This window comes from secondary endosymbiont of Trabutina mannipara (assembly GCF_900090215.1).
Taxonomy (GTDB): Bacteria; Pseudomonadota; Gammaproteobacteria; order Enterobacterales; family Enterobacteriaceae; genus Mikella.
In genome coordinates, this window is sequence record NZ_LT594522.1 from 95828 (window position 1) to 117260 (window position 21433).

The window sequence follows — 21433 nt, forward strand, 5'->3', positions numbered from 1 at the left end:
AAAGTATCAGTAAGTTTATTTATTTGTCTGTTGTTAAAAGAACAACATATAAATAATATATACTGCATAAAATAATACGGAGTAAATACGTAATGAAACTACCGATTTATCTTGATTACTCCTCTACTACTCCAGTTGACCCCCTGGTAGCAGATAAGATGATGCAGTATCTTACATTTGATGGAATTTTCGGTAATCCATCTTCGCGATTTCACTGTTATGGATGGCAAGCTGAAGAAGCCGTAGATATTGCCCGTAATCATATTGCCGTACTAGTTGGGGCCGATACCAGAGAAATTATTTTTACTTCAGGAGCTACAGAGTCAGTTAATCTAGCCATAAAAGGAGCGGCTTATACTAATTCCGTTAAAGGACGCCATATTATTACTGCAGTAACGGAACATAAAGCAGTTATTGATACATGCCAGCAATTGGAGACAGAAGGATTTACTGTTACTTGGCTGATGCCGTCTAAAGACGGCATTATATCTTCTAAGCAGCTAAGCAATGCGTTACGTGATGACACTATCATAGTGTCGTTGATGCATGTAAACAATGAAACTGGTATGATTCATGATATCGCCTCCTTCGGAGAAGTGTGTCGTTCTCATGGAGCTTTATATCACGTAGACGCAACTCAAAGCGTAGGAAAATTACCTATTGATCTTACTCTACTACCAGTAGATCTAATGTCATTTAGTGCCCATAAATTATATGGCCCTAAGGGTATTGGCGCTCTGTTTGTACGTAGAGATCCGCGGGTATGTATAAAAGCACAAATTAACGGTGGAGGTCACGAGTTAGGTATACGCTCTGGGACTCTTCCGGTACATCAAATTGTTGGCATGGGAGAAGCTTATTCTCTAGCATCGCAAGAAATAAAAAATAAAATGCCATTTTTAATGGCACTACGAGACCAACTGTGGAAAGGTATGCAGCAAATTGATGGTGTATCAGTTAATGGTGATCTGCAACAGGGTATTGCAACGATACTTAACTTAAGCTTTCGTGATATTAATGGAGAATTGCTTATAATGAAACTAAAAAATTTAGCGGTATCTACTGGATCTGCCTGTACATCAACAAGTATCGAGCCATCTTACGTTTTACGTGCTATGGGACTTGATGATAAACTAGCTCATAGCTCTATCCGCTTTTCTTTAGGAAAATTTACTACCCATGAAGAAATAAACTACGCAATAAACCAGACTATAATTGCTGTTTCGCAACTTCGTAAAAAAAATGATTAACACTATCTTTTAGTGACAAAATTTGTATTAAATATATAAAAATATATGTTGTATTTGTAAGAAAATTAATGCAGTACTAAATAATTACTTTGCGTAAAATATGGTAAAGAATGATTATAGGTAAAATTTATCATGGCAAATAACATTGAAGCTATTCGTGGCATGAAAGACTATTTGCCTGAAGAGATAGTATTATGGCAGAGAATTGAAAAAACTCTTAAAAAAGTACTAGATGGCTATGGATATAGTGAAATACGTCTCCCAATAGTTGAGCATACTTTGTTGTTTCAGCGAGCTATCGGTAAAGTTACTGATGTAGTTGAAAAAGAGATGTATAGTTTCGACGATAGAAAAGGCGACAACCTTACCCTACGTCCAGAAGGTACTGCGGGTTGTGTACGTGCCGGTATTAAACATAGTTTAATATATAAAAAGGAACAGAGATTGTGGTATATAGGCCCAATGTTTCGTTATGAACGGCCACAGAAAGGACGCTACAGACAGTTTTACCAGATAGGAGTCGAAGTATTTGGTCAGGAAGGACCTGATGTTGACGCAGAGCTTATTCTTATCATCGCACGCTGGTGGCGCGAGCTTGGTATTAGCCACCATGTATCGTTAGAAATTAATTCTCTTGGTTCTATGGAGGCACGTGCTCGATACCGTAATGCACTGGTAGCGTTTTTGGTCCAGAATAAAGAGCATTTAAACGAAAATTGCCGTCGCCGTATTTACACTAATCCGATGCGAGTGTTAGATACTAAAAATTCAGATATACAGGCTCTTCTAAAAAAAGCACCAGTTATAACTGATTACCTAGATGATGATTCACGCTTCCATTTTTATAGTCTATGTGAACTTTTGGATTTAAGTTGCATTCCGTATAGAGTTAATCCACATTTAGTTCGCGGTCTTGATTACTATAACAGAACTGTTTTTGAGTGGATAACTACTTTTCTAGGTTCGCAAAGTACTGTTTGCGGCGGAGGTCATTATGATAGTTTAGTAGAACAACTAGGCGGACGCGCTACTCCAGCTGTTGGATTTGCTATGGGGTTAGAGCGACTGGTATTGCTAATGCAGACGGTTAATCCATATTTTGCTGTTTCTAATCGTATTGATGCTTATTTGGTTGTCGCAGGAGATAAGGCAAAACGTGAGGCGCTGCAGCTTGCTGAGCAGCTACGAGACGCACTTCCATCATTAAGGATGATGACCAATTACGGCGTTGGCAGTTTTAAAAAACAGCTCGCAATCGCTGATAAGCAAGGTGCTCGTATCGCAATAATTATAGGAGAAAATGAGACATCTACGCTGCAAGTTATAATAAAAGATTTAATTACTGGTAAACAAGAAAAATTAGCTAGACTAGATTTAGTATCGCGGCTAATCTCATTTCTAGAAATTAAGTAAGTAATAAATAATTGCAAAATTCAATTTACCAAATACGCAGCTTCTTAGTTTGTTTTAGTCATCCAAAAGGATGATAATTCACGAATGTGCTCATGAAACTGAATAAAGAATGTTATTCGTAGCCACTACGCTTCTTAGTAGATAATATATTTTACTAAATATGGATTTGCTATGTGGTAAGCTGAACTGTATATTGATCTTCTAATCTAAGATGCTCGTATATTTGCTGCTGATATACATTGCATAAAAGCGCTATATGCTAACAACGGTAAATAAATTGGGTATAAAAATATTGCTAGCACTTTTTTTTCGTATAATTATTTTGTTCAGCTAAGCTGGTGGTTACAGCAGTAAGTTATCGATTTTACGTAGGTAGCGGCCAATACGCTATTAACAATACGCTACGGACAACCTGTAATAGTGCTTAATCGTATAGTAATCTAATTTACTTTAACTTCACCTTTTTTTATACTATCTAGTTACTAGCATCCCATAAGGATATTACATTGGATTCACACTCATAAAATTATCTTGCAGGCTAAAATGGAAATTTATACGATCTGATTATTTGATCATTCTAATATTTTTAAAATTTATTAAGGTTAAAATATAATAAATGATACCAGTAGTAACTATTGTAGGGCGTCCAAATGTAGGTAAATCTACTTTATTTAATCAACTAACGCGCACTCGTGATGCATTAGTAACAGATTTTCAAGGACTAACACGTGATCGTAAGTATGGTCGTGCTAAGTGGTCAGGACATGAATTTATTGTTATAGATACTGGAGGTATCGATAATACTAAAAGAGGTATCGAAACTATAATTACTGGACAGTCGCTATTGGCAATTAAAGAGGCTGATATTGTTCTGTTCCTTGTTGATGGACAATCTGGAATTATGGAAGCTGATCAAAATATTGCGAAGCATTTGCGCAGTTGTAGAAAAAAAACAGTTATTGTTGTCAATAAAACTGAAAGACTATCTACCGATAGCACATGTTATTTTTGTAATCTTGGTATAGATAATATTGTATCAATATCAGCCAAGTATGGACGTGGATTCAACAATCTTATTGAGCATATTTTGTTAGTTAGTAATAACCTACCAGGAGCAGATAATAATTATGATAAAGCTGATATACTTGCATTAGCACCAGATGCCAAGGAAAAAAAAATTGAACAATCACTGCTGCCAATAAAAATTGCGATTGTAGGATGTCCTAATGTTGGTAAATCTACTCTAATTAACTGTCTTTTAGGCCAAAAGAGAGTTGTGGTTTATGACAATCCTGGCACAACAAGAGATAGCATTTATATTCCTAAAGTACGTAATAAAAGAGAGTATATTCTGATAGATACCGCTGGGGTGCGTAAACGCAGTAAAGTTACAGATAAGGTAGAAAAATTTTCTATTATTAAAACGTTGCAAGCTATCGAATATGCAAATGTAGTACTGCTGGTTATAGATGCTTATAAAGGTATTTCTGATCAAGATTTGTATCTTTTGAGCTTTATTCTTAAGAGTGGCAGATCATTAGTAATTGCAGTTAATAAATTTGATGATCTGTATAGCCCAAAAAGAAATGAAATTAAAAAAACACTTAATCATCATTTAAAATTTCTCTCTTTTGCTAGAGTTCATTTTATTTCAGCTCTCCATAATAGAGGCATCAGCAATATTTATAAGTCAGTTAACGAAGCCTATCAATGTGCTACTATTCGTTTTAGTACAGCGCTGTTAACGCGCATTATGCACAATGCAGTAAATGAATATCAACTACCATTTAGTGACCGCGTAAAACTTAAATATGCTCATGCTGGTGGCTATAATCCACTTATTTTAGTGATGCACGGTACAAAAGTTAAAAATATCCCAAATACCTATAAGCGTTATCTAATAAACTATTTCCAAAGATCGTTGGAAATTATAGGTACACAAATTCGTATTCATTTTAATGAGTCTGTAAATCATTATGTCGTAAAATAATGCTGTTAAAATTATAGCCAGCATTATTCAATTTTTATATTGATATTCTGCATAATTATCAAATCGTGACCATTGTCCGTTAAATTTTAACCGCACGGTACCAATAGGCCCGTTACGTTGCTTACCAATAATAATTTCAGCTATTCCTTTCATATTACTATTTTCATTATAAACTTCATCGCGATATATAAACATAATTAAATCTGCGTCCTGCTCAATAGAGCCTGATTCTCGTAGGTCAGAATTTACAGGACGCTTGTCAGCACGTTGTTCCAAGCTTCGATTCAACTGTGATAACGCTACTACAGGCACTTGCAGTTCTTTTGCTAGTGCTTTAAGAGAACGTGAAATTTCAGCAATTTCTAAATTTCGATTCTCAGATATATAGGGTACGCGCATCAGTTGCAGATAATCTATCATAATTAAACTTAGGCCATTATTTTCGCGGAATACACGCCGTGCCCTAGAACGTATTTCCATTGGTGTTAATCCTGAAGAATCATCGATATATATATTACACTTTTCTAGTAAGATACCCATGGTACTAGAAATACGTGCCCAATCATTATCATCTAGCTGACCAGTACGAATCCGTGTTTGATCGACGCGCGACATCGATGCTAGCATGCGCATCATTATTTGTTCCCCAGGCATCTCTAGACTAAAAATTATAACAGGTTTATCTTCAAACATAGCTGCGTTTTCACATAAGTTCATAGCAAATGTAGTTTTGCCCATAGATGGACGCGCGGCAATGATAATTAAATCTGATTTTTGAAGACCTGAAGTTTTTTTATCTAGATCTAGATAACCACTAGAAACACCAGTAACGCCGTTATGTGGTTTATGGTAAAGCTGCTCTATACGATTCACAAGATCCTCAAGAATAAGATCGATGTTTTTCGTACCTTCATCTTTATTAGCGCGATTTTCAGCTATTTTAAATACTCTTGACTCTGCTATATCTAGCAGATCTTCACTACTGCGTCCTTGGGGATTATAACCAAAATCAGCAATTTCATGAGCTACTGAGATCAGTTCTCGTAATATTGCCCGTTCGCGCACAATATCAGCATAAGCCGAAATATTTGCGGCACTGGGAGTATTTTTTGATAACTCTGCTAGGTAGGCAAATCCACCTACTGCATTTAGATTTCCTTTTTGTTCCATAGATTCTGAAAGAGTGATCAGATCAATAGGCTTACCTAGTTCCAGCAGACGCTGCATTTCGATAAATATAAGACGATGTTGATGGTTAAAAAAATCGTTGCATGTTAACCTATCAGCAACGTTATCCCAGCGTTCGTTATCTAGCATCAAGCCGCCTAATACCGATTGCTCTGCTTCCAGTGAATGGGGTGGAATTTTTATATTTTCCACATTGTGGTCACTAATAAAATTTGCTTTATTTTTTTTTTCTGACATGAAAAGGTACTGTACCTATCAAAATACTTACACAAGTGTGCATTGTATCCTTTTTTTAAAGAAAAATCCTATTTTAAATACTATAATCAAAAAAAGTAATAAATAAAATATAAAATCGACACCATAGTATATATGGTGCATAATACATAATAATATACATGTTTAAAGACGGTTATAAATTAAAATCTGCCATTAATTTTTGTACTATGCAAAAGTATTATTTTATAGAATCTGTATCTAAAATTCAATAATTATATTAGGAGACTATATGGCAGGAAGAGGTATTAATAAAGTGATTATAGTTGGAAATCTTGGTCAAGATCCTGAAATTCGCCATATGCCTAATGGTGGTGCTGTAGCAAATATCACACTAGCAACTTCTGAAAGCTGGAGAGATAAACAAACAGGAGAGATAAAAGAAAAAACTGAATGGCACCGTGTGGTACTATTTGGCAAACTTGCAGAAATTGCAGGAGAATATTTACGTAAGGGATCCCAGGTATATATTGAAGGATCACTGCAAACTCGCAAGTGGCAGGACAATAGTGGTCAGGATCGTTATACAACTGAAATATTAGTAAATTTAGGTGGAACCATGCAGATGATTGGCGGCCGTCCAGGTAATGCACAAAAAGGAGAATGGAGACAATCTACGCAGGTAAATACGTTTAGCGAAGGTAAAACACCGAAGACACTTCAATCACAAAATATGTCTTCTGCGTCAGATAATGAGCATCAGATAGATTTTGATGATGATATTCCATTTTGATAATCTAAGTATTTTTAAAAATTGGCAGGGGCGGAGAGACTCGAACTCCCAACTACCGGTTTTGGAGACCGGTATTCTACCAATTGAATCACGCCCCTGATCCGTTAGTGCCTAAGCAGCTGCAGCTACAATAAGCAATATACATCCATCATAAACACTTTTTTTTTAGTGTCAATCTGTTTAAGATTATAAATAACTACGTTTAACAACAATAGGATATTCGTACCAGTTTTCTGGTATGGAATTTCGTATTTTCTTTGAAAAAGGAACACTATTTCGATAATTATTTTGTATATTATAAATTTTACTGAATTAAGTAGATCTTATTTAAACCTCATATGGAAGATAATTAATATGCATACTAGTCAATATATGCTCTCAACATTGAAAGAAATTTCAACTGATGTAGAAGTAATTAGTCATCAGCTGATGCTACGTGCTGGAATGATTCGTCAGTTAGCATCTGGACTTTATAGCTGGCTGCCCACTGGATTGCAAGTACTGCGTAAAGTTGAAAAAATAGTGCGTGAAGAGATGAATAATGCCGGAGCTATTGAAGTATTTATGCCTATCGTGCAACCTGCAGATATATGGCAAAAAAGCAAAAGATGGGTTCAATATGGTTCAGAGCTACTTAGATTTATAGATCGAGGAGCGCGTTCTTTTGTATTAGGACCTACACATGAGGAGGTTATAACTGACCTTATCCGCAACGAGATTTGCTCATACAAACAGTTGCCACTAAATTTTTATCAGATTCAAACAAAATTTCGTGATGAATTGCGTCCACGTTTCGGAGTTATGCGTTCTCGTGAATTTTTGATGAAAGACGCCTACTCTTTTCATACCAATCAAGATTCATTGCAGATAACCTATGATGTTATGTATCAAACTTATAGTAATATTTTAAACCGTATGGGGCTACAATTCCGTGCCGTGCAGGCTGATACAGGATCTATAGGTGGCAGCGTATCCCATGAATTTCATGTGTTAGCCGACAGCGGTGAAGACTACATTGTTTTTTCAACATCATCAAACTATGCTGCTAATATCGAACTTGCAGAAGCAAAAGATCAGGTTATTCTGCGCGCAGATCCAAAAGAAAAAATGCGATTGGTAGACACCAATGAGGCATGCACTTTGGCTAAAATTTTGGAAAAATTTGCTATTCCAGTGGAAAAAACTGTAAAAACTATGTTAGTACGTGCTAAAAAAAACGCTATACATCCACTATTAGCGTTGATAGTACGCGGCGATCATCATATTAGTGATGTTAAAGCTGCAAAAATATTGCAGGTAGCAGCACCGCTAAATTTTGCTAGTGAAGAAGAAATTCGCCTATTTTTTGGTACTAGATCAGATTATATTGGTCCCGTAAACCTACAAGTACCTATAATAATTGACCGCAGCGTGGCTGTAATGAGCGACTTTACTGCAGGTGCTAATGCTGATGGTAAATATTTTTTAGGTATTAACTGGGAACGTGATTTACCTTTGCCACAAGTAGCTGACCTACGCAAGGTCAGCGCCGGAGATAGAAGTCCTGACGGTAAAGGCACTCTGCAAATAAAGCGCGGTATTGAAGTAGGACATATTTTTCAGCTAGGTACTAAATATTCCGATGCAATGAAAGCTTATGTGCAAAATGAAGAAGGACGTAATAAAACTTTAATCATGGGATGCTACGGTATCGGTATTACCCGCGTTGTAGCAGCTGCTATCGAGCAAAACCACGATGATAAAGGAATTTTATGGACGGAATCATTAGCACCATTCAATGTTGCTATAATACCCATTAATATGCATAACTCTTTTAGAGTGCAACAAATAGCAGAAGAAGTTTACCAACAACTAAAGGCACGTGGTATTGACGTTATACTTGATGACCGCAAGGAACGTCCTGGAGTTATGTTTGCTGACATGGAGCTTATCGGTATACCTCACCTATTAGTAATAGGAGATTATAATCTAAATACTGGGAATATTGAGTATAAAAATAGACGCAACGGGAATAAAAAAATAATAAAACTAGGCGCTATAGTAGATTTTATATTAAGTGAAATGGCTACTTCTTTCTATAAATGTTAACTACTTATAAATGTTAACTACTTAGTAACAGTAGAAACCTTCTATAAGATTTATTCAAAAAAATAAATTAGCAAAATAAATTAGCTTTTTCTAAATAGATACCATTTTGAGCAAAATTTATGCGCTGTTCCTTCCAATGTCACGAAGGTTCCTATAGCAGCAATTAATTTTTCATTATAAAAAAGCAAAGGTATGTAGCCACGTTGCCACGGAGGAATAGCTAGCTCTTGCAAAATTTTTTTTAATTTCCTTCCTCTGCGTCTTCCATTGATATACAGCAGTCCGTGCACAGACCCAAAACGTACTGATACCTTTTCGGTAATATTCGGTGAGCGGACCACAGCTACTAATAAGTAAGATTTTTTTTTATATTAGGTATTGTAGATCTAATTATGGTTCCTAATCCTATAGGTAATATAAGTTTATTAATTTTTGAAGGCCAAAAAATTATCTCCTTTTTAGGTAGCTGCTGTAAAATAGGTATTATATAAAGACACTCGCGAAAGCGTCGGACTTGCAGGTGGTGATTAATATGTATTTTCGCAACAGCATCGTGCCTGCTGAGTGCTACCTCCTGCCAAATACATGCTAATTGCTTGCGTGTAGGCATTTTTACACCGTTACTAGCTAACCAGCGGCGTAATATTGCTGCACGCTTAATATCGCTCATCATTATTAATTTTGTAAATTTCAGCGATCCATCTGGTTGGATCAGTTCTGCTAGCGTTTCTGCTAGAAGGATATCCAAAAGATGTTCTTGTTCAGCGCATATTTGAGCACTACGCACTACAGTATCCAAAAATCTTGGCCATCGTTGCAACAATGGTGGCAAAATTTGTATACGCAAAAAATTACGGTCAAAACGCAAATTATTATTACTGTCATCTTCAATCCAGCAAAGTCCACGTTTATTTGCGTATATTTCCAGCTCTTTTCTGCTGTAACTAAGTAATGGTCGCAAAAGAAGACGACCATTAAATGGATAATTTTCTGCCATTGCAGCTAAACCAGCAGGACCACTGCCTCTTTTTAAAGCAAGTAGCAACGTTTCTACTTGATCTTCTTTATTATGAGCTGTAAGCAAAATTTCATCGTTAACTAGATTTTCCGCTAGTGCTTGATAACGTGCTGTACGTGCAGCAGCCTCAATACTCTCTGAGTTAACAACAATATTCACATATTTTGTACTAAATTCAATTTCTCGACGGCGGCATTCATTTTCGCAGTGCACAGACCAATTATCCGCATGAATACTTAATCCGTGATTAATATATACTGCTCGCAGCAGTAGATCATTTTTACACGTTCTGCTAAATTTTTTATGGTTGCGTATTAAGTATAATGCATCTAACAACACAGTAGAATCTAAACCACCACTAAATGCTATTAGTAGTCCTTGGTAATTTTTTATTTTTGCAGATAAACTGCTGCATAGCGCTTGTACCTGATCATCGTCGGTATTATTTTTCATATAAATAAATTGGTAATTATGTAATTAATCAAGCTTTTAGGTAGCTAAAAAGGTAATTTATAATTTGAAGCGCATTAGTTTGCTTTATCTTTTAATGATATAGACCCCCGTACATATCTTTTACGTGCTTTATTAATATCCATTAATTTATGTGCAGTAATTTTAAATACACTATTAAAAGAATCAAAACTTACCTGTCCTTGCACAATAAGAATAGAATCTTTTTCTAGTAAATGCTGGTATTTTTCTAATATATCAGTAAACAGTATTACATCTAGCCTGCTGGAACGATCATCTAATGTACAAATTCCTATCTGGTTGCCGCGTTTAGTTACCATTATCCTAGTAGATAGTACCAGCCCCGCTGCTGTAACTATTTTACCGCACTCAGTATGCTTAATATCCTTCAAGCGCACACCTCCTGTATATTGTTCAATTTCATGCAGATACTGGGTAATTGGATGGTCAGTTAAGTATAATCCAAGAGTTTCGCGCTCACCTTCTAGCACTACATTTTGGGGCCAAGGAGCTAATTTATTAGATGAAGATTCTACTGTAGATGGTACTTCAGCTATAATTCCGAACATATCGATCTGACCAATATTCTCTGCTTTGGTATACTGATCAGCTGCTTTAATTGCGCTACTTAGCGTATTCATTAATGCAGCGCGGTGTGGTCCTAGTTTGTCGAATGCTCCAGCCATAATAAGCTTTTCTAGTACCCGTCTATTTAGTTTTTTAGTATCTATGCGAGAGCAAAAATTAAATAAATCACTAAATTTACCATCTTTATTACGCGCATTAATAATTTCTTTTATATGTCCTTCGCCTATGCCTTTTATAGCACCGATACCGTAAACTATATCACCATCATCATTAACATGAAAATAATGTTGACCTTTGTTGATATCTGGCGGTAAAATTTTTAGGCCCATACGTTTACATTCGTCAACTATTACCAATATTTTTTCTGTATTGTCTATATCTGATGTCATTACTGCTGCCATAAATTCTGCAGGATAATTAGCTTTTAACCATAGTGTCTGATATGAAACTAGCGCATAGGCAGCAGAGTGAGATTTATTGAAACCGTAACCGGCAAATTTTTCTACTAGATTAAAAATTTTCATAGAAAGTTCACCATCAACACCAATACTTTCAGCGCCTGCTTTAAACACAGATCTCTGTTTTGCCATTTCATCAGGTTTCTTTTTTCCCATTGCTCTACGTAATATATCTGCGCCACCTAGTGTATAGCCAGCTAGTAATTGAGCTATTTGCATAACCTGTTCCTGATAAAGAATTATACCGTAGGTAGGTTCCAGTACAGGTTTTAGAGATATGTGTTGCCACTCAATATCAGGGTAAGATATAGTTTCACGGCCATGTTTGCGATTTATAAAGTTATCTACCATTCCTGATTGAAGAGGCCCTGGGCGGAATAAAGCTACTAGCGCAATCATATCCTCAAAAGAGTCAGGTTGTAGGCGTTTAATTAGATCTTTCATGCCGCGAGATTCTAACTGAAATACTGCAGTAGTTTCTGATCTTTGAAGCATATCGAAGCTTTTTTTGTCTTCCAGCGGAATATGGGCAATATCAATCTGTTCTAAACCTTGGCGCTCTAGGCGATTGTTAATCATTCCTAAAGCCCAGTTTATAATAGTCAAAGTGCGCAATCCTAGAAAGTCAAACTTAACTAACCCAGCATACTCTACATCATTTTTATCGAATTGTGTAACCGGATGATTGCCTTCAGTATCGCAGTAAAGCGGAGCGAAATCTGTAATTTTGGTAGGTGCAATAACTACTCCCCCTGCGTGTTTTCCTGCATTTCTAGTTACACCTTCGAGCTTACGAGCTTTATCAATAAGATCTTTAACATTTTTATCGGCGTTATAAATAGCTTGTAGTTGTGGCTCAGTTACTAAAGCTCTTTCTATAGTAATACCTATATCATTAGGTACTAGCTTGGATATACGATCAATAAAACCGTATGGATGACCTAAAACACGTCCCACATCGCGAATTACGGCTTTAGCCGTCATAGTACCGAATGTTATAATCTGTGAAACAGCGTTGCGTCCATAGGTTTTAGCTACGTGTTCAATTACTATATCTCTTTTATCCATACAGAAGTCAACGTCTAAATCAGGCATTGATACGCGTTCTGGGTTTAAGAAACGTTCAAAAAGCAAATCTAAAGCAATTGGGTCTAGATCAGTGATTTTTAAAGCATAAGCTACTAGTGAACCTGCTCCAGATCCGCGTCCTGGACCTACCGGAACGTTGTTATTTTTTGACCACTGTATGAACTCCATTACTATTAAAAAGTAACCAGGAAACCCCATTTTGTTTATTACTTTTAGTTCTATATTTAAACGTTTATCGTATTCTTTTCTTTTTTCACTTCTTTTTTTATCATTAGGAAATAAAAATACTAGTCTTTCCTCTAGTCCTTCTTGCGCGCATTTTACTAGATACTTTTCAGTAGACATTTTTCCCGTTGGGAACTTAGGCAAAAAATATTCTCCAAGACGGAGAGTAACATTGCAGCGACGTGCAATTTCTACGCTGTTAGCCAGCGCTTCCGGTAAATCAGAAAATAATTCGCACATTTCCTTCTCGCTGCGCATATATTGTTGTGTACTATAATTTCGTTGCCGTTTAACATCATCAAGATTTACTCCGTTATGAATTGCTACACGTATCTCGTGAGCTTCGAAATCGTTAGGGCTGGTGAAACGTACATCGTTTGTTGCTACTAACGGTAACCCATGATGCTCCGCTAACGAAACTGCAGAATGTAAGTATTTTTCTTCATCAATACGTCCAGTACGTATTATCTCTAGATAATAACGATTCGTAAAATAACGTTCGTAGAACGATAATCGTTTTTTTACTTGTATCATATTGCCGAGTATCAAATGTTTACCAACATCACCTTTTCGAGCTCCTGATAGTAAAATTAGTCCTTCATTATATTTAATTAACCAGTCTCTATCGATAAATGGTCCAACTGCGCTGTATCCGCGTTTATATGCGTCTGAAATTAGTAAAATTAGATTACGGTAACCTACATTATTAGCCGCAAGAATGGTTAATTCTGTTATTTCATCGCCTATATTTTTGTTTTGCACAAAAAAATCTGCACCAATTATTGGCTTTATTCCCACTTTGTGAGCGCTGTCATAAAATTTAATTAACCCGCATAAATTAGTAAAATCAGTAATAGCTATTGCTGGCATGTGCAAATCGGCAGCTTTGTTTACCAATGTGCCTATTTTAATTATACCATCGACCATAGAATAGTCGCTGTGTACATGCAGATGAATAAAACGTGGTTTAATGATCATGTTTACTATACTTTTCTCTAAAAGAGATCAGGTAATTTTATAGCACAAACAAATATATGCAATCTATTGTGTTGCACACAATATATTGCATAAAATACCATTATTAATGGTTAATACGTATATAAGGTATAATTCCATTTATCGCACAAATTTATACATTTTAAAGTAGTTTTATTTTGTAAATTATACGTACGTCGAGCGCACATCATTAATGCTTCACAAGCTACTTTATTAGCAACTTTTGCAATACCTTTAAAACGTGCAACTCCGCAACGCTCTTTAATAAATTATACTTCAAACGCTTAAAACGTGCTTCATCAATGGCAGTAAAATACTAAATTTAGTTTTTTACCTGAACTTTTGAAAAGAAGAATACCGGTTGCTTGCGCTATAGCTTCCAATATTAACACCCCAGGAAAAACAGGTTTTTTCTGTAAAAAATTTCCTTGAAAAAAGGGTTCATTAAAAGAAACATTTTTTTTAATGCACGTATAAATTTTTCTTTTTCAAAATTTAGTACACGGTCCACAAATAGAAACGGAAAACGGTGATGCAAAATTTCTAAAATCTCTTTAATGTGCATAGTATGATTGTTAGTATTCAAAATACTCTTAGTACAACAAAAATTCTTTAAATTTATTTTTCAAAAAACAAATATATCCATACAATGATTATCAATTATAACACCATCAACGTACAATTTTGCATATAGCTGCTTTGCTAAACTAGTAGAATTTAAAACATAATTTATCTAACGTTTTTTATAACGTTAGCTGTAATGTCTTTAGCATTTTTGATATAAGCTACAGCGCTAGCATCAATTACTACGCTATAGCCTTCTTTAATAGCAACGTTTTTAACAGCATCCTGAATATTGCTCATAATTTTGTTACGTTCTTCTGTTTGACGACGACGGTTGTCCTGTTCAAACTCTTGCGCTTTTTTAGATAAATTTTCACGCTGGGCTACAACTGATTTCTCCAATGTACTAAATTCACTTGTTTTAATATGAGAAATATTCTGTCTCAGAATTTTAATTTTTGTTTGAAGATCTAGTTCCATGAACTGAAGTTCTGTGGCGCGTCTTTTAAATTCATTTTCTAGTTTTTTATCAATCATATTTAGATGCAGAGATTGTTGGAAAATACTAGAAATATTAACTACAGCTATTTTGTCAGCAGCATACGCATTATTAGGAATAGTAATGGCAAGTACAGCAGCATATAACCAAATTCTCAATATAAACTCCTCAACTATTCTGTTATGTATCTGAAGATGCCTGTTATGTATCTGAAGATGCAATGAAGATCAATTTTGCCAAATTTTCAGCTAAACAAAGATACAATACAAGCTAATAAATAAATTATTATTATAAATTTGAATTAAAGTCGTCGACGCCTAACTATGTTTTCTGCCGGTAATACTACCATGATTTACCAATATTAAACTGTAATTGTTCTGACTTATCTCCGTCATATTTCTTAATTGGCTGAGCATAAGAGAATGACAAAGGACCTAGCGGCGACAGCCACTGCATGGCTATGCCCGTAGAAATACGGATATTACCGGGATTACTATAGTCAGGAATAGTTGCATAGTAGGTTGCGCTATTATTTTGCCAATCTGTATTCCAAACGGAACCACTATCAATAAATAGTGATGTTCGTAATGAGTTTTTTATTAAAAAAGGTGTAGGAAAAATAAATTCAGCGCTGGCTATAGCCAGCACATTACCACCTACAGCGTCGCTATAATCATAATTAATACTAATATTACTACTGTTGTATCTAGAATACACTTCTTTAGGACCAATTGTATTATTTCGAAATCCGCGTACAGTACTGGCACCACCAGTATAGAAATTATCATAAAATGGCACTTCATTGCCACTAAAACCGTCAGCATATCCGATATGTGCACGGCTTTTAAGCACCCAGTTACCGCTTTCACTTAGTGGAATATATTTACTAGCATCAAATGTTATTTTGTAATATTTGTTATTTGAACCTGGCATCGTAATTTTACCGTTAAATATAGCGTTTAAACCCACAGTAGGAAAGTATCCATTGTCTAGATTATTATATTTTAATCCGATATAGATAAAGAAATCATAGGCACTTAAATTATTTTTTATTTTATTATTAGTAGTAGTTATCTTAGGTTTAGTATTGATGCCTATACTATTTAAGTAGTGCCATATTGTTACCTTAGGTTCTCTCTTAAGAAGATTATTATGCACGTAATTTATACTTATATTTAGCAAATTTTTTTTATTAATCGGAAAACATAAAGTAGTACTAAAACCGTAACTACGCAAATCATAGTTTGACAAATCTGTCTTATCATTGATAAAATCATTATAGAATAGTTTACTTCCTAAACTAATACCACTTACTGTTAAGTATGGATAATTTATCGATAGTTCAGCATAATTTTTATAGTTATTTTTATTCCCAATTAAACTAACAGTGTTACCAGTTCCTAGCCAGTTATCTTGTTGAATACCGAAATGAAAGCTAACTCCGCTATCAGTTCCTAAACCAATACCCATATTTATACTGCCGGTATTTCTTTCTTTAATATTATAAATTACATCTATTTGATTAGTATAACCAGGAACTGGCTGTGTTTTTACATCCACTTTTTCAAAATAACCTAGTCTATTTAAGTGTTCTTTACCTTGATATATCAAATCACTGCAAAATTTGACACCTTCTTTTTGGGGTATTTCCCTACGGATTACTAGATCTTTTGTAATGTCATTGCCTTCAAATAGTATTTTTCGTACGTAAAAACGTTTACCAGCGTCAATTTTGATATGCAAATTAACCGTTTTATCAACATCTTTTATTTCTACCTGAGTTAATACGCTGGGATAGGCATAACCGTAACTACCCATCAATTGTTTTATCTTTTCTTTTACTTTTCTAATATTAGAGTTGTTATATAGTTCACAGTGATGCACTTTTGTTAAATTTTCTATCTCTAAAAAGTAGCCAGCCATATTACCGTTAACTACCGTGCTGCATAACTTATATTGTGCGCCTTCGGTAATATTTATTGTAATAAATATGTTTTTTTTATCAGTAGTTAAATTTACTTGCGTAGATTCAATATTAAAACGGACATAACCGTAATCAAGATAAAAACTGTACATAGATTCTAAATCTTTAGCTAAATTTTTTTTTTGGTATTTACGATGACCTACGTACCATTTATCTCGTATCTTAAATTTTGAAGTTAAATTATCTTTAGTAAAGTTATGGTTACCAATAATGTTGATTTGCTGAACTTTTGCTGATATACCTTCGTTAAAAACTAGCTTTATATCTACGCAGTTAAGCGACTGTGGCATAACTAATACTTTAACTATAGCGTTGTATTTACCGTTGCTGTAGTAAAAATCTTCTAGCCATCTTTTTAGATGGTAAATAATAGCTCTGTCAAGATTATCACCTACTATAATACCTTGAATATCAAGGTTTTGCTTAAGCATATAATATTTTATTAAAGAATTTCCTGAAAAGGTAATTTTAGTAATAGTAGGACGCTCTTTTACATTTATAAATAGTGAATCTATATTACGTAATACCCTAACATCATCAAAATTTTCGGTAGCAAAGAGAACACGTATAGTATTGCTGATATCTTCAGTAGTTATTATATCGCCGATACAAATTGGTATGAATAGTAATGCTGTATCTATGGTAATTTTGTGCATTCCTTCAAAAAAAATTTTTTTTACTACGAATGCATCATTTTCACTGTATTCTGTACCGTATACGGTAGCGCTATTAACACTACTTAAAAGTAGTGCCACTACTATGAGCAGCAATTTTTTCATCGCTATTATTGGCGTTGTTAGATAATTTAATCTGATATTATCAGATTAAAATGCATATAGACCAAGTACTCATTTTAACTCATTTTAGAGTGCTACTCCAGCAGAAAATAAGGGTGGTACAAAATCATTAAAATACCTAATAAGCGAACTTTATTTTAATCATTAGGACACTTGATTACGCAAGCATAAAAAAATATAGATTTTAGTATCGACAATTGAAATTTAAAAGCACTAATAAGCATATACAAGATCAAAGACAATTTTTTGAAAAAAATTGATAACAACAATATGTAATTAAATACTGCTTTAGTAAAGTAGCAGATAGAAAATTTTTTTCTAAAATAGAATAAAGAAAAAAAAGGTTAATATGTTGATATTTAACATAGGTAGTAGTAGTGAAAAAATTAAATTTACATTAATTCTTCTTCTTTTTTCTTAAGAAGAATATCTATTTTTTTAATCCAAAAATTAGTCAATTTTTGAATTATTTCTTGCAAACGATAATCATTGTCTTCATCGATAATTTTATCTTTTAATAAAGATTTAATTTTAACGTTAGCATAACGTCTAACATTACGTACTGACACTCTGCACTGTTCTGCCTCTGAGTTAACTGCTTTAATCAAAGCACGTCTACGTTCTTCAGTAAGTGGAGGAATAGGTACTATAATGAGTGTTCCTGTAGAAGAAGGAGTCAGCCCTAAATCAGAAGTTAGAATAGCCTTTTCTACCGCTGGTATTAAAGTACGATCAAATAATGTGATAGATAGAGTATGGGAATCTTCTGTAAGAATGTTAGATAGCTGACGCAATTGCATCATTTTCCCGTAATATTCAATCTGAATACTATCAAGTAAACTCGGAGAAGCACGTCCAGTGCGGATTTTACTAATATGTTTTTTAAAAGCCTCTACGCATTTTTCCATGCTAATCTCAGCATCTTTACAGATTTTATTAATCACGTTGTTAACCTTTACCTTTAGTTATACTGAATTAGTTCCTATTTTTACTATCAAAATAGAATTCTTTTTTGAATACCTTCACCAACTTCAAAACGTATAAATTTATTAATTTTAATACCGTATTCACATAATAATTTACCAACAGTTTTACTCTGATCCATTACAAATAACTGATCATTTAGGCAAATCTCTTCAAAAAACTTACGCATACGACCTTCAACAATTTTTTGGGTCATTTCCTGTGATTTACAACCTAAATTTCTTACAATATCTAGTTGAATTTTATTTTCATTATATACCATCTTAGATGGTATATCTTCAACTTTTATATATTCTGGTTTAATAGCAGCAATATGCATTGCAACATGCTTCATCACTAATTTTTTAGTTGTTACATCGGTAGCAGAAACTATATCTGCATTGGTAGCGGAAACTATAACACCAATATGTGTATTATTGTGTAGGTAAGAGACTAGTATGTCTCCTTCTAAAATACCAATACGGCGTATGTTAATATTTTCACCAAATTTAACTATTAACTCAGTTCGTTTTTTTTCAAATTTAGTTTGGATATTTTCAATATTCATGATGCGCTCTTCTGTTGCTACATTAATAACTTCGTCACAAAATGCTTTAAAAGCAACATTTTTTGCAACGAAATCAGTTTCACAGTTTATCTCTATGAGAACACCATATTTTATATCAGGAGTTATTTTATTAAGAATGATACCTTCAGTAGCAACTCTTCCAGCTTTTTTCGCAGCTTTAACCTTACCTAATTTACGCATTTTATCGATTGCTAGTTCAATATCTCCCTTAGATTCAACTAGAGCTTTTTTACATTCCATAATGCTTATGCCAGTACGCTCACGTATTTCTTTTATCATAGCAGTAGTAATATTAGCCATTAATTTTCCATTATTTTTATAAAAAATTTTATCCAGTACGTTCTAATACTAGATTTTGAGAATCATCCTTACGGATGGTTGTTGTTACTACATTTAAATATAATTTAATTGCACGGGTAGCGTCGTCATTGCCAGGAATAATAAAATTCACGCACTCAGGATCAGAATTAGTGTCAACAATAGCAAAAACTGGAATTCCCAGATTATTAGCTTCTTTAATAGCAATTTGTTCGTGTTTCGCATCTATAACAAATAGTGCATCCGGTAACCCCCCCATATCCTTTATGCCATCTAGACTCTTTTCAAGTTTATTTTTTTCTCTACTACGTATCAACGCCTCTTTTTTAGTAATCTTTTCGAAAGTACCATCTTGAGACTGGATTTCTAATTCTTTTAAACGTTTTATTGATTGACGAACCGTTTTCCAATTAGTCAACATTCCACCTAACCAACGGTAGTTTACGAAAAATTGATTACAACTATTAGCTGCTTCTTTTACTTCTTCGTTTGCTGATTTTTTGGTGCCAACAAATAAAATTTTACCTTTACGTAAAGCTATTTTTTTTAGCTCTTTTAGAGCTTCATTAAACATGATTAATGTTTTATCTAAATTGATAATATGAATTTTATTACGAATTCCCAAAATGAAAGGTTTCATTTTGGGGTTCCAATAACGAGTTTGGTGACCAAAATGAACACCTGCATGAAATAGGATACGCATTGAAATAGTTGTCATGATTAACCTCTAATTTTAGTTTTATGCTCCCACGTATAATAATTTATCATTATAATCATAGCACCCCAACACATGTGTCGATACGTGGTGTGTATTTAATTAGCATCATTGATGAACTATGCTAGTTAAAATTAGCATGATAATTTTATATTATAAACTATGTTTAAACTAAATATGTATTCAAAATATTATAACTTATGGTGCTCAATTTATGCAAATACTCTATTCTGATTTAGAGATGGACATTTTAATTAAAAAACCTGATGATATTGCTAAAATGCGTATTGCTGGAAAGCTAGCAGCAGAAGTACTAGAAATAATAAAACCTTATATTAAAATTGGTGTAAGTACAGGAGAATTAGATCATTTATGTAAAAAATATATAACCCAAAAGCAGAATGCTATTTCTGCATCATTAGGCTATCATGGTTTTCCAAAATCAGTTTGTATTTCAGTGAATGAAGTAGTATGCCACGGCATTCCGTGCTATAAGCACAAACTAAAAAATGGGGACATTTTAAATATCGACGTCGCTGTAATAAAACAAGGATTTTACGGTGATACATCAAAGATGTTTATTGTCGGAAATCCAACTATTATTGGTAAAAGGTTATGCCAGATAACAAAAGAAAGCCTTTATTTAGCTATACGTATGGTTAAGCCAGGTATTCGTTTACGCACTATTGGTAAAGCAATACAACAATTCGTAGAAGCAAAAAAATTTTCAGTAGTACGTGAATATTGCGGTCATGGTATAGGAAAAAATTTTCATGAATATCCACAGGTATTGCATTATGATGCAGACGACGGCGGTATTGTGTTAAAACCAGGAATGGTCTTTACTATAGAACCTATGGTAAATGCTGGTGACTTTCGTATTCATACTATGAAAGATGGTTGGACTGTAAAAACTACAGATCGTAGCCTATCTGCGCAATACGAACATACAGTTGTTGTTACCGAAGACGGATGTGAAATTCTAACTTTAAATACTGATGATACCTTACAGAAGGTAATTCACCACTTAACATAATAATATATATAAATTAAATAAAATATTTTTTTAAAATATAAAAAATTATTGCATTAATATCATATATAATTTATAATTATATTTTATCGCGGGATGGAGCAGTCTGGTAGCTCGTCGGGCTCATAACCCGAAGGTCGTTGGTTCAAATCCGACTCCCGCAATAAAAATATATAATTTATTTTATTTAT

Annotated in this window: 14 protein-coding genes, 2 tRNA genes and 2 pseudogenes; 7 read left to right on the top strand and 11 right to left on the bottom strand. The window is 34.1% G+C overall.

Annotated features, from left to right (window positions below):
• The first annotated feature begins 92 nt into the window (after nucleotides 1–92).
• The 3 genes from TREMTM_RS00505 (at nucleotide 93) to der (ending at nucleotide 4653) form a co-directional block, all read left to right on the top strand.
• Nucleotides 93–1250 carry an IscS subfamily cysteine desulfurase gene (locus TREMTM_RS00505; protein ID WP_083172327.1) on the top strand — a complete coding sequence of 386 codons (1158 nt, stop codon included), beginning with the start codon at nucleotides 93–95 and terminating at the stop codon, nucleotides 1248–1250.
• A gap of 132 nt (nucleotides 1251–1382) precedes the next feature.
• Complete coding sequence (hisS, locus tag TREMTM_RS00510; RefSeq protein ID WP_083172328.1) at nucleotides 1383–2663, top strand: histidine--tRNA ligase; 1281 nt, start codon at nucleotides 1383–1385, stop codon at nucleotides 2661–2663.
• Between the two features lie 616 nt (nucleotides 2664–3279).
• On the top strand, nucleotides 3280–4653 hold the full coding sequence (gene der, locus TREMTM_RS00515) for a ribosome biogenesis GTPase Der (RefSeq protein ID WP_083172330.1): 1374 nt from the start codon (nucleotides 3280–3282) through the stop codon (nucleotides 4651–4653).
• A 27-nt stretch (nucleotides 4654–4680) separates the two neighbouring features.
• Here der and dnaB read toward each other — a convergent pair whose 3' ends face one another.
• Nucleotides 4681–6078, bottom strand: a complete 1398-nt coding sequence (gene dnaB, locus TREMTM_RS00520; RefSeq protein WP_083172332.1) for a replicative DNA helicase — start codon at nucleotides 6076–6078, stop codon at nucleotides 4681–4683.
• A 268-nt stretch (nucleotides 6079–6346) separates the two neighbouring features.
• Between dnaB and TREMTM_RS00525 the strand changes: the two genes are divergently transcribed.
• Nucleotides 6347–6847: a single-stranded DNA-binding protein gene (locus TREMTM_RS00525; RefSeq protein WP_083172333.1), complete on the top strand. Its 501-nt coding sequence runs from the start codon at nucleotides 6347–6349 to the stop codon at nucleotides 6845–6847.
• Between the two features lie 22 nt (nucleotides 6848–6869).
• On the opposite strand, the gene TREMTM_RS00530 is transcribed toward TREMTM_RS00525, so the two are convergent.
• Nucleotides 6870–6945: transfer RNA gene (locus TREMTM_RS00530), tRNA-Trp, on the bottom strand.
• A gap of 256 nt (nucleotides 6946–7201) precedes the next feature.
• On the opposite strand from TREMTM_RS00530, the gene proS reads away from it, so the two are divergent.
• Nucleotides 7202–8935: a proline--tRNA ligase gene (proS, locus tag TREMTM_RS00535; RefSeq protein ID WP_083172335.1), complete on the top strand. Its 1734-nt coding sequence runs from the start codon at nucleotides 7202–7204 to the stop codon at nucleotides 8933–8935.
• Between the two features lie 80 nt (nucleotides 8936–9015).
• On the opposite strand, the gene tilS (TREMTM_RS01575) is transcribed toward proS, so the two are convergent.
• The 9 genes and pseudogenes from tilS (TREMTM_RS01575) to rpsB form a co-directional block, all read right to left on the bottom strand.
• Nucleotides 9016–9276: a tRNA lysidine(34) synthetase TilS gene (gene tilS / locus TREMTM_RS01575; protein ID WP_231893356.1), complete on the bottom strand. Its 261-nt coding sequence runs from the start codon at nucleotides 9274–9276 to the stop codon at nucleotides 9016–9018.
• A 5-nt stretch (nucleotides 9277–9281) separates the two neighbouring features.
• Nucleotides 9282–10406 (bottom strand): tRNA lysidine(34) synthetase TilS, encoded by a 1125-nt coding sequence (gene tilS, locus TREMTM_RS00540; RefSeq protein ID WP_231893357.1) that lies wholly within the window; start codon nucleotides 10404–10406, stop codon nucleotides 9282–9284.
• Nucleotides 10407–10489: 83 nt separating this feature from the next.
• Nucleotides 10490–13759: pseudogene (dnaE, locus tag TREMTM_RS00545) on the bottom strand (DNA polymerase III subunit alpha); the annotation flags it as partial.
• A 113-nt stretch (nucleotides 13760–13872) separates the two neighbouring features.
• Nucleotides 13873–14345 (bottom strand): annotated as a pseudogene (fabZ, locus tag TREMTM_RS00550) (3-hydroxyacyl-ACP dehydratase FabZ).
• A gap of 164 nt (nucleotides 14346–14509) precedes the next feature.
• Nucleotides 14510–15001, bottom strand: coding sequence for an OmpH family outer membrane protein (locus TREMTM_RS00555; protein ID WP_083172336.1), 492 nt, complete (start codon nucleotides 14999–15001; stop codon nucleotides 14510–14512).
• 184 nt (nucleotides 15002–15185) lie between these two features.
• Nucleotides 15186–17612, bottom strand: a complete 2427-nt coding sequence (bamA, locus tag TREMTM_RS00560; RefSeq protein ID WP_083172338.1) for an outer membrane protein assembly factor BamA — start codon at nucleotides 17610–17612, stop codon at nucleotides 15186–15188.
• Between the two features lie 404 nt (nucleotides 17613–18016).
• Nucleotides 18017–18568 carry a ribosome recycling factor gene (frr, locus tag TREMTM_RS00565; protein WP_083172339.1) on the bottom strand — a complete coding sequence of 184 codons (552 nt, stop codon included), beginning with the start codon at nucleotides 18566–18568 and terminating at the stop codon, nucleotides 18017–18019.
• A gap of 50 nt (nucleotides 18569–18618) precedes the next feature.
• Nucleotides 18619–19476 (bottom strand): translation elongation factor Ts, encoded by an 858-nt coding sequence (gene tsf / locus TREMTM_RS00570; RefSeq protein WP_083172341.1) that lies wholly within the window; start codon nucleotides 19474–19476, stop codon nucleotides 18619–18621.
• A 28-nt stretch (nucleotides 19477–19504) separates the two neighbouring features.
• Nucleotides 19505–20212, bottom strand: coding sequence for a 30S ribosomal protein S2 (rpsB, locus tag TREMTM_RS00575; protein WP_083172342.1), 708 nt, complete (start codon nucleotides 20210–20212; stop codon nucleotides 19505–19507).
• A 238-nt stretch (nucleotides 20213–20450) separates the two neighbouring features.
• Between rpsB and map the strand changes: the two genes are divergently transcribed.
• Nucleotides 20451–21245, top strand: a complete 795-nt coding sequence (gene map / locus TREMTM_RS00580; RefSeq protein WP_083172642.1) for a type I methionyl aminopeptidase — start codon at nucleotides 20451–20453, stop codon at nucleotides 21243–21245.
• A gap of 87 nt (nucleotides 21246–21332) precedes the next feature.
• A tRNA-Met gene (locus TREMTM_RS00585) sits at nucleotides 21333–21406 on the top strand.
• Nucleotides 21407–21433 lie beyond the last annotated feature (27 nt).

Excerpts from the sequence above, each read along its gene's own strand:
- map (WP_083172642.1), top strand. The coding sequence starts at position 20,451 with ATGGACATTTTAATTAAAAAACCTGATGATATTGCTAAAATGCGTATT.
- TREMTM_RS00505 (WP_083172327.1), top strand. The coding sequence starts at position 93 with ATGAAACTACCGATTTATCTTGATTACTCCTCTACTACTCCAGTTGAC.
- tsf (WP_083172341.1), bottom strand. The coding sequence starts at position 19,476 with ATGGCTAATATTACTACTGCTATGATAAAAGAAATACGTGAGCGTACT.
- der (WP_083172330.1), top strand. The coding sequence starts at position 3,280 with ATGATACCAGTAGTAACTATTGTAGGGCGTCCAAATGTAGGTAAATCT.
- rpsB (WP_083172342.1), bottom strand. The coding sequence starts at position 20,212 with ATGACAACTATTTCAATGCGTATCCTATTTCATGCAGGTGTTCATTTT.
- dnaB (WP_083172332.1), bottom strand. The coding sequence starts at position 6,078 with ATGTCAGAAAAAAAAAATAAAGCAAATTTTATTAGTGACCACAATGTG.
- hisS (WP_083172328.1), top strand. The coding sequence starts at position 1,383 with ATGGCAAATAACATTGAAGCTATTCGTGGCATGAAAGACTATTTGCCT.
- proS (WP_083172335.1), top strand. The coding sequence starts at position 7,202 with ATGCATACTAGTCAATATATGCTCTCAACATTGAAAGAAATTTCAACT.
- TREMTM_RS00525 (WP_083172333.1), top strand. The coding sequence starts at position 6,347 with ATGGCAGGAAGAGGTATTAATAAAGTGATTATAGTTGGAAATCTTGGT.
- tilS (WP_231893357.1), bottom strand. The coding sequence starts at position 10,406 with ATGAAAAATAATACCGACGATGATCAGGTACAAGCGCTATGCAGCAGT.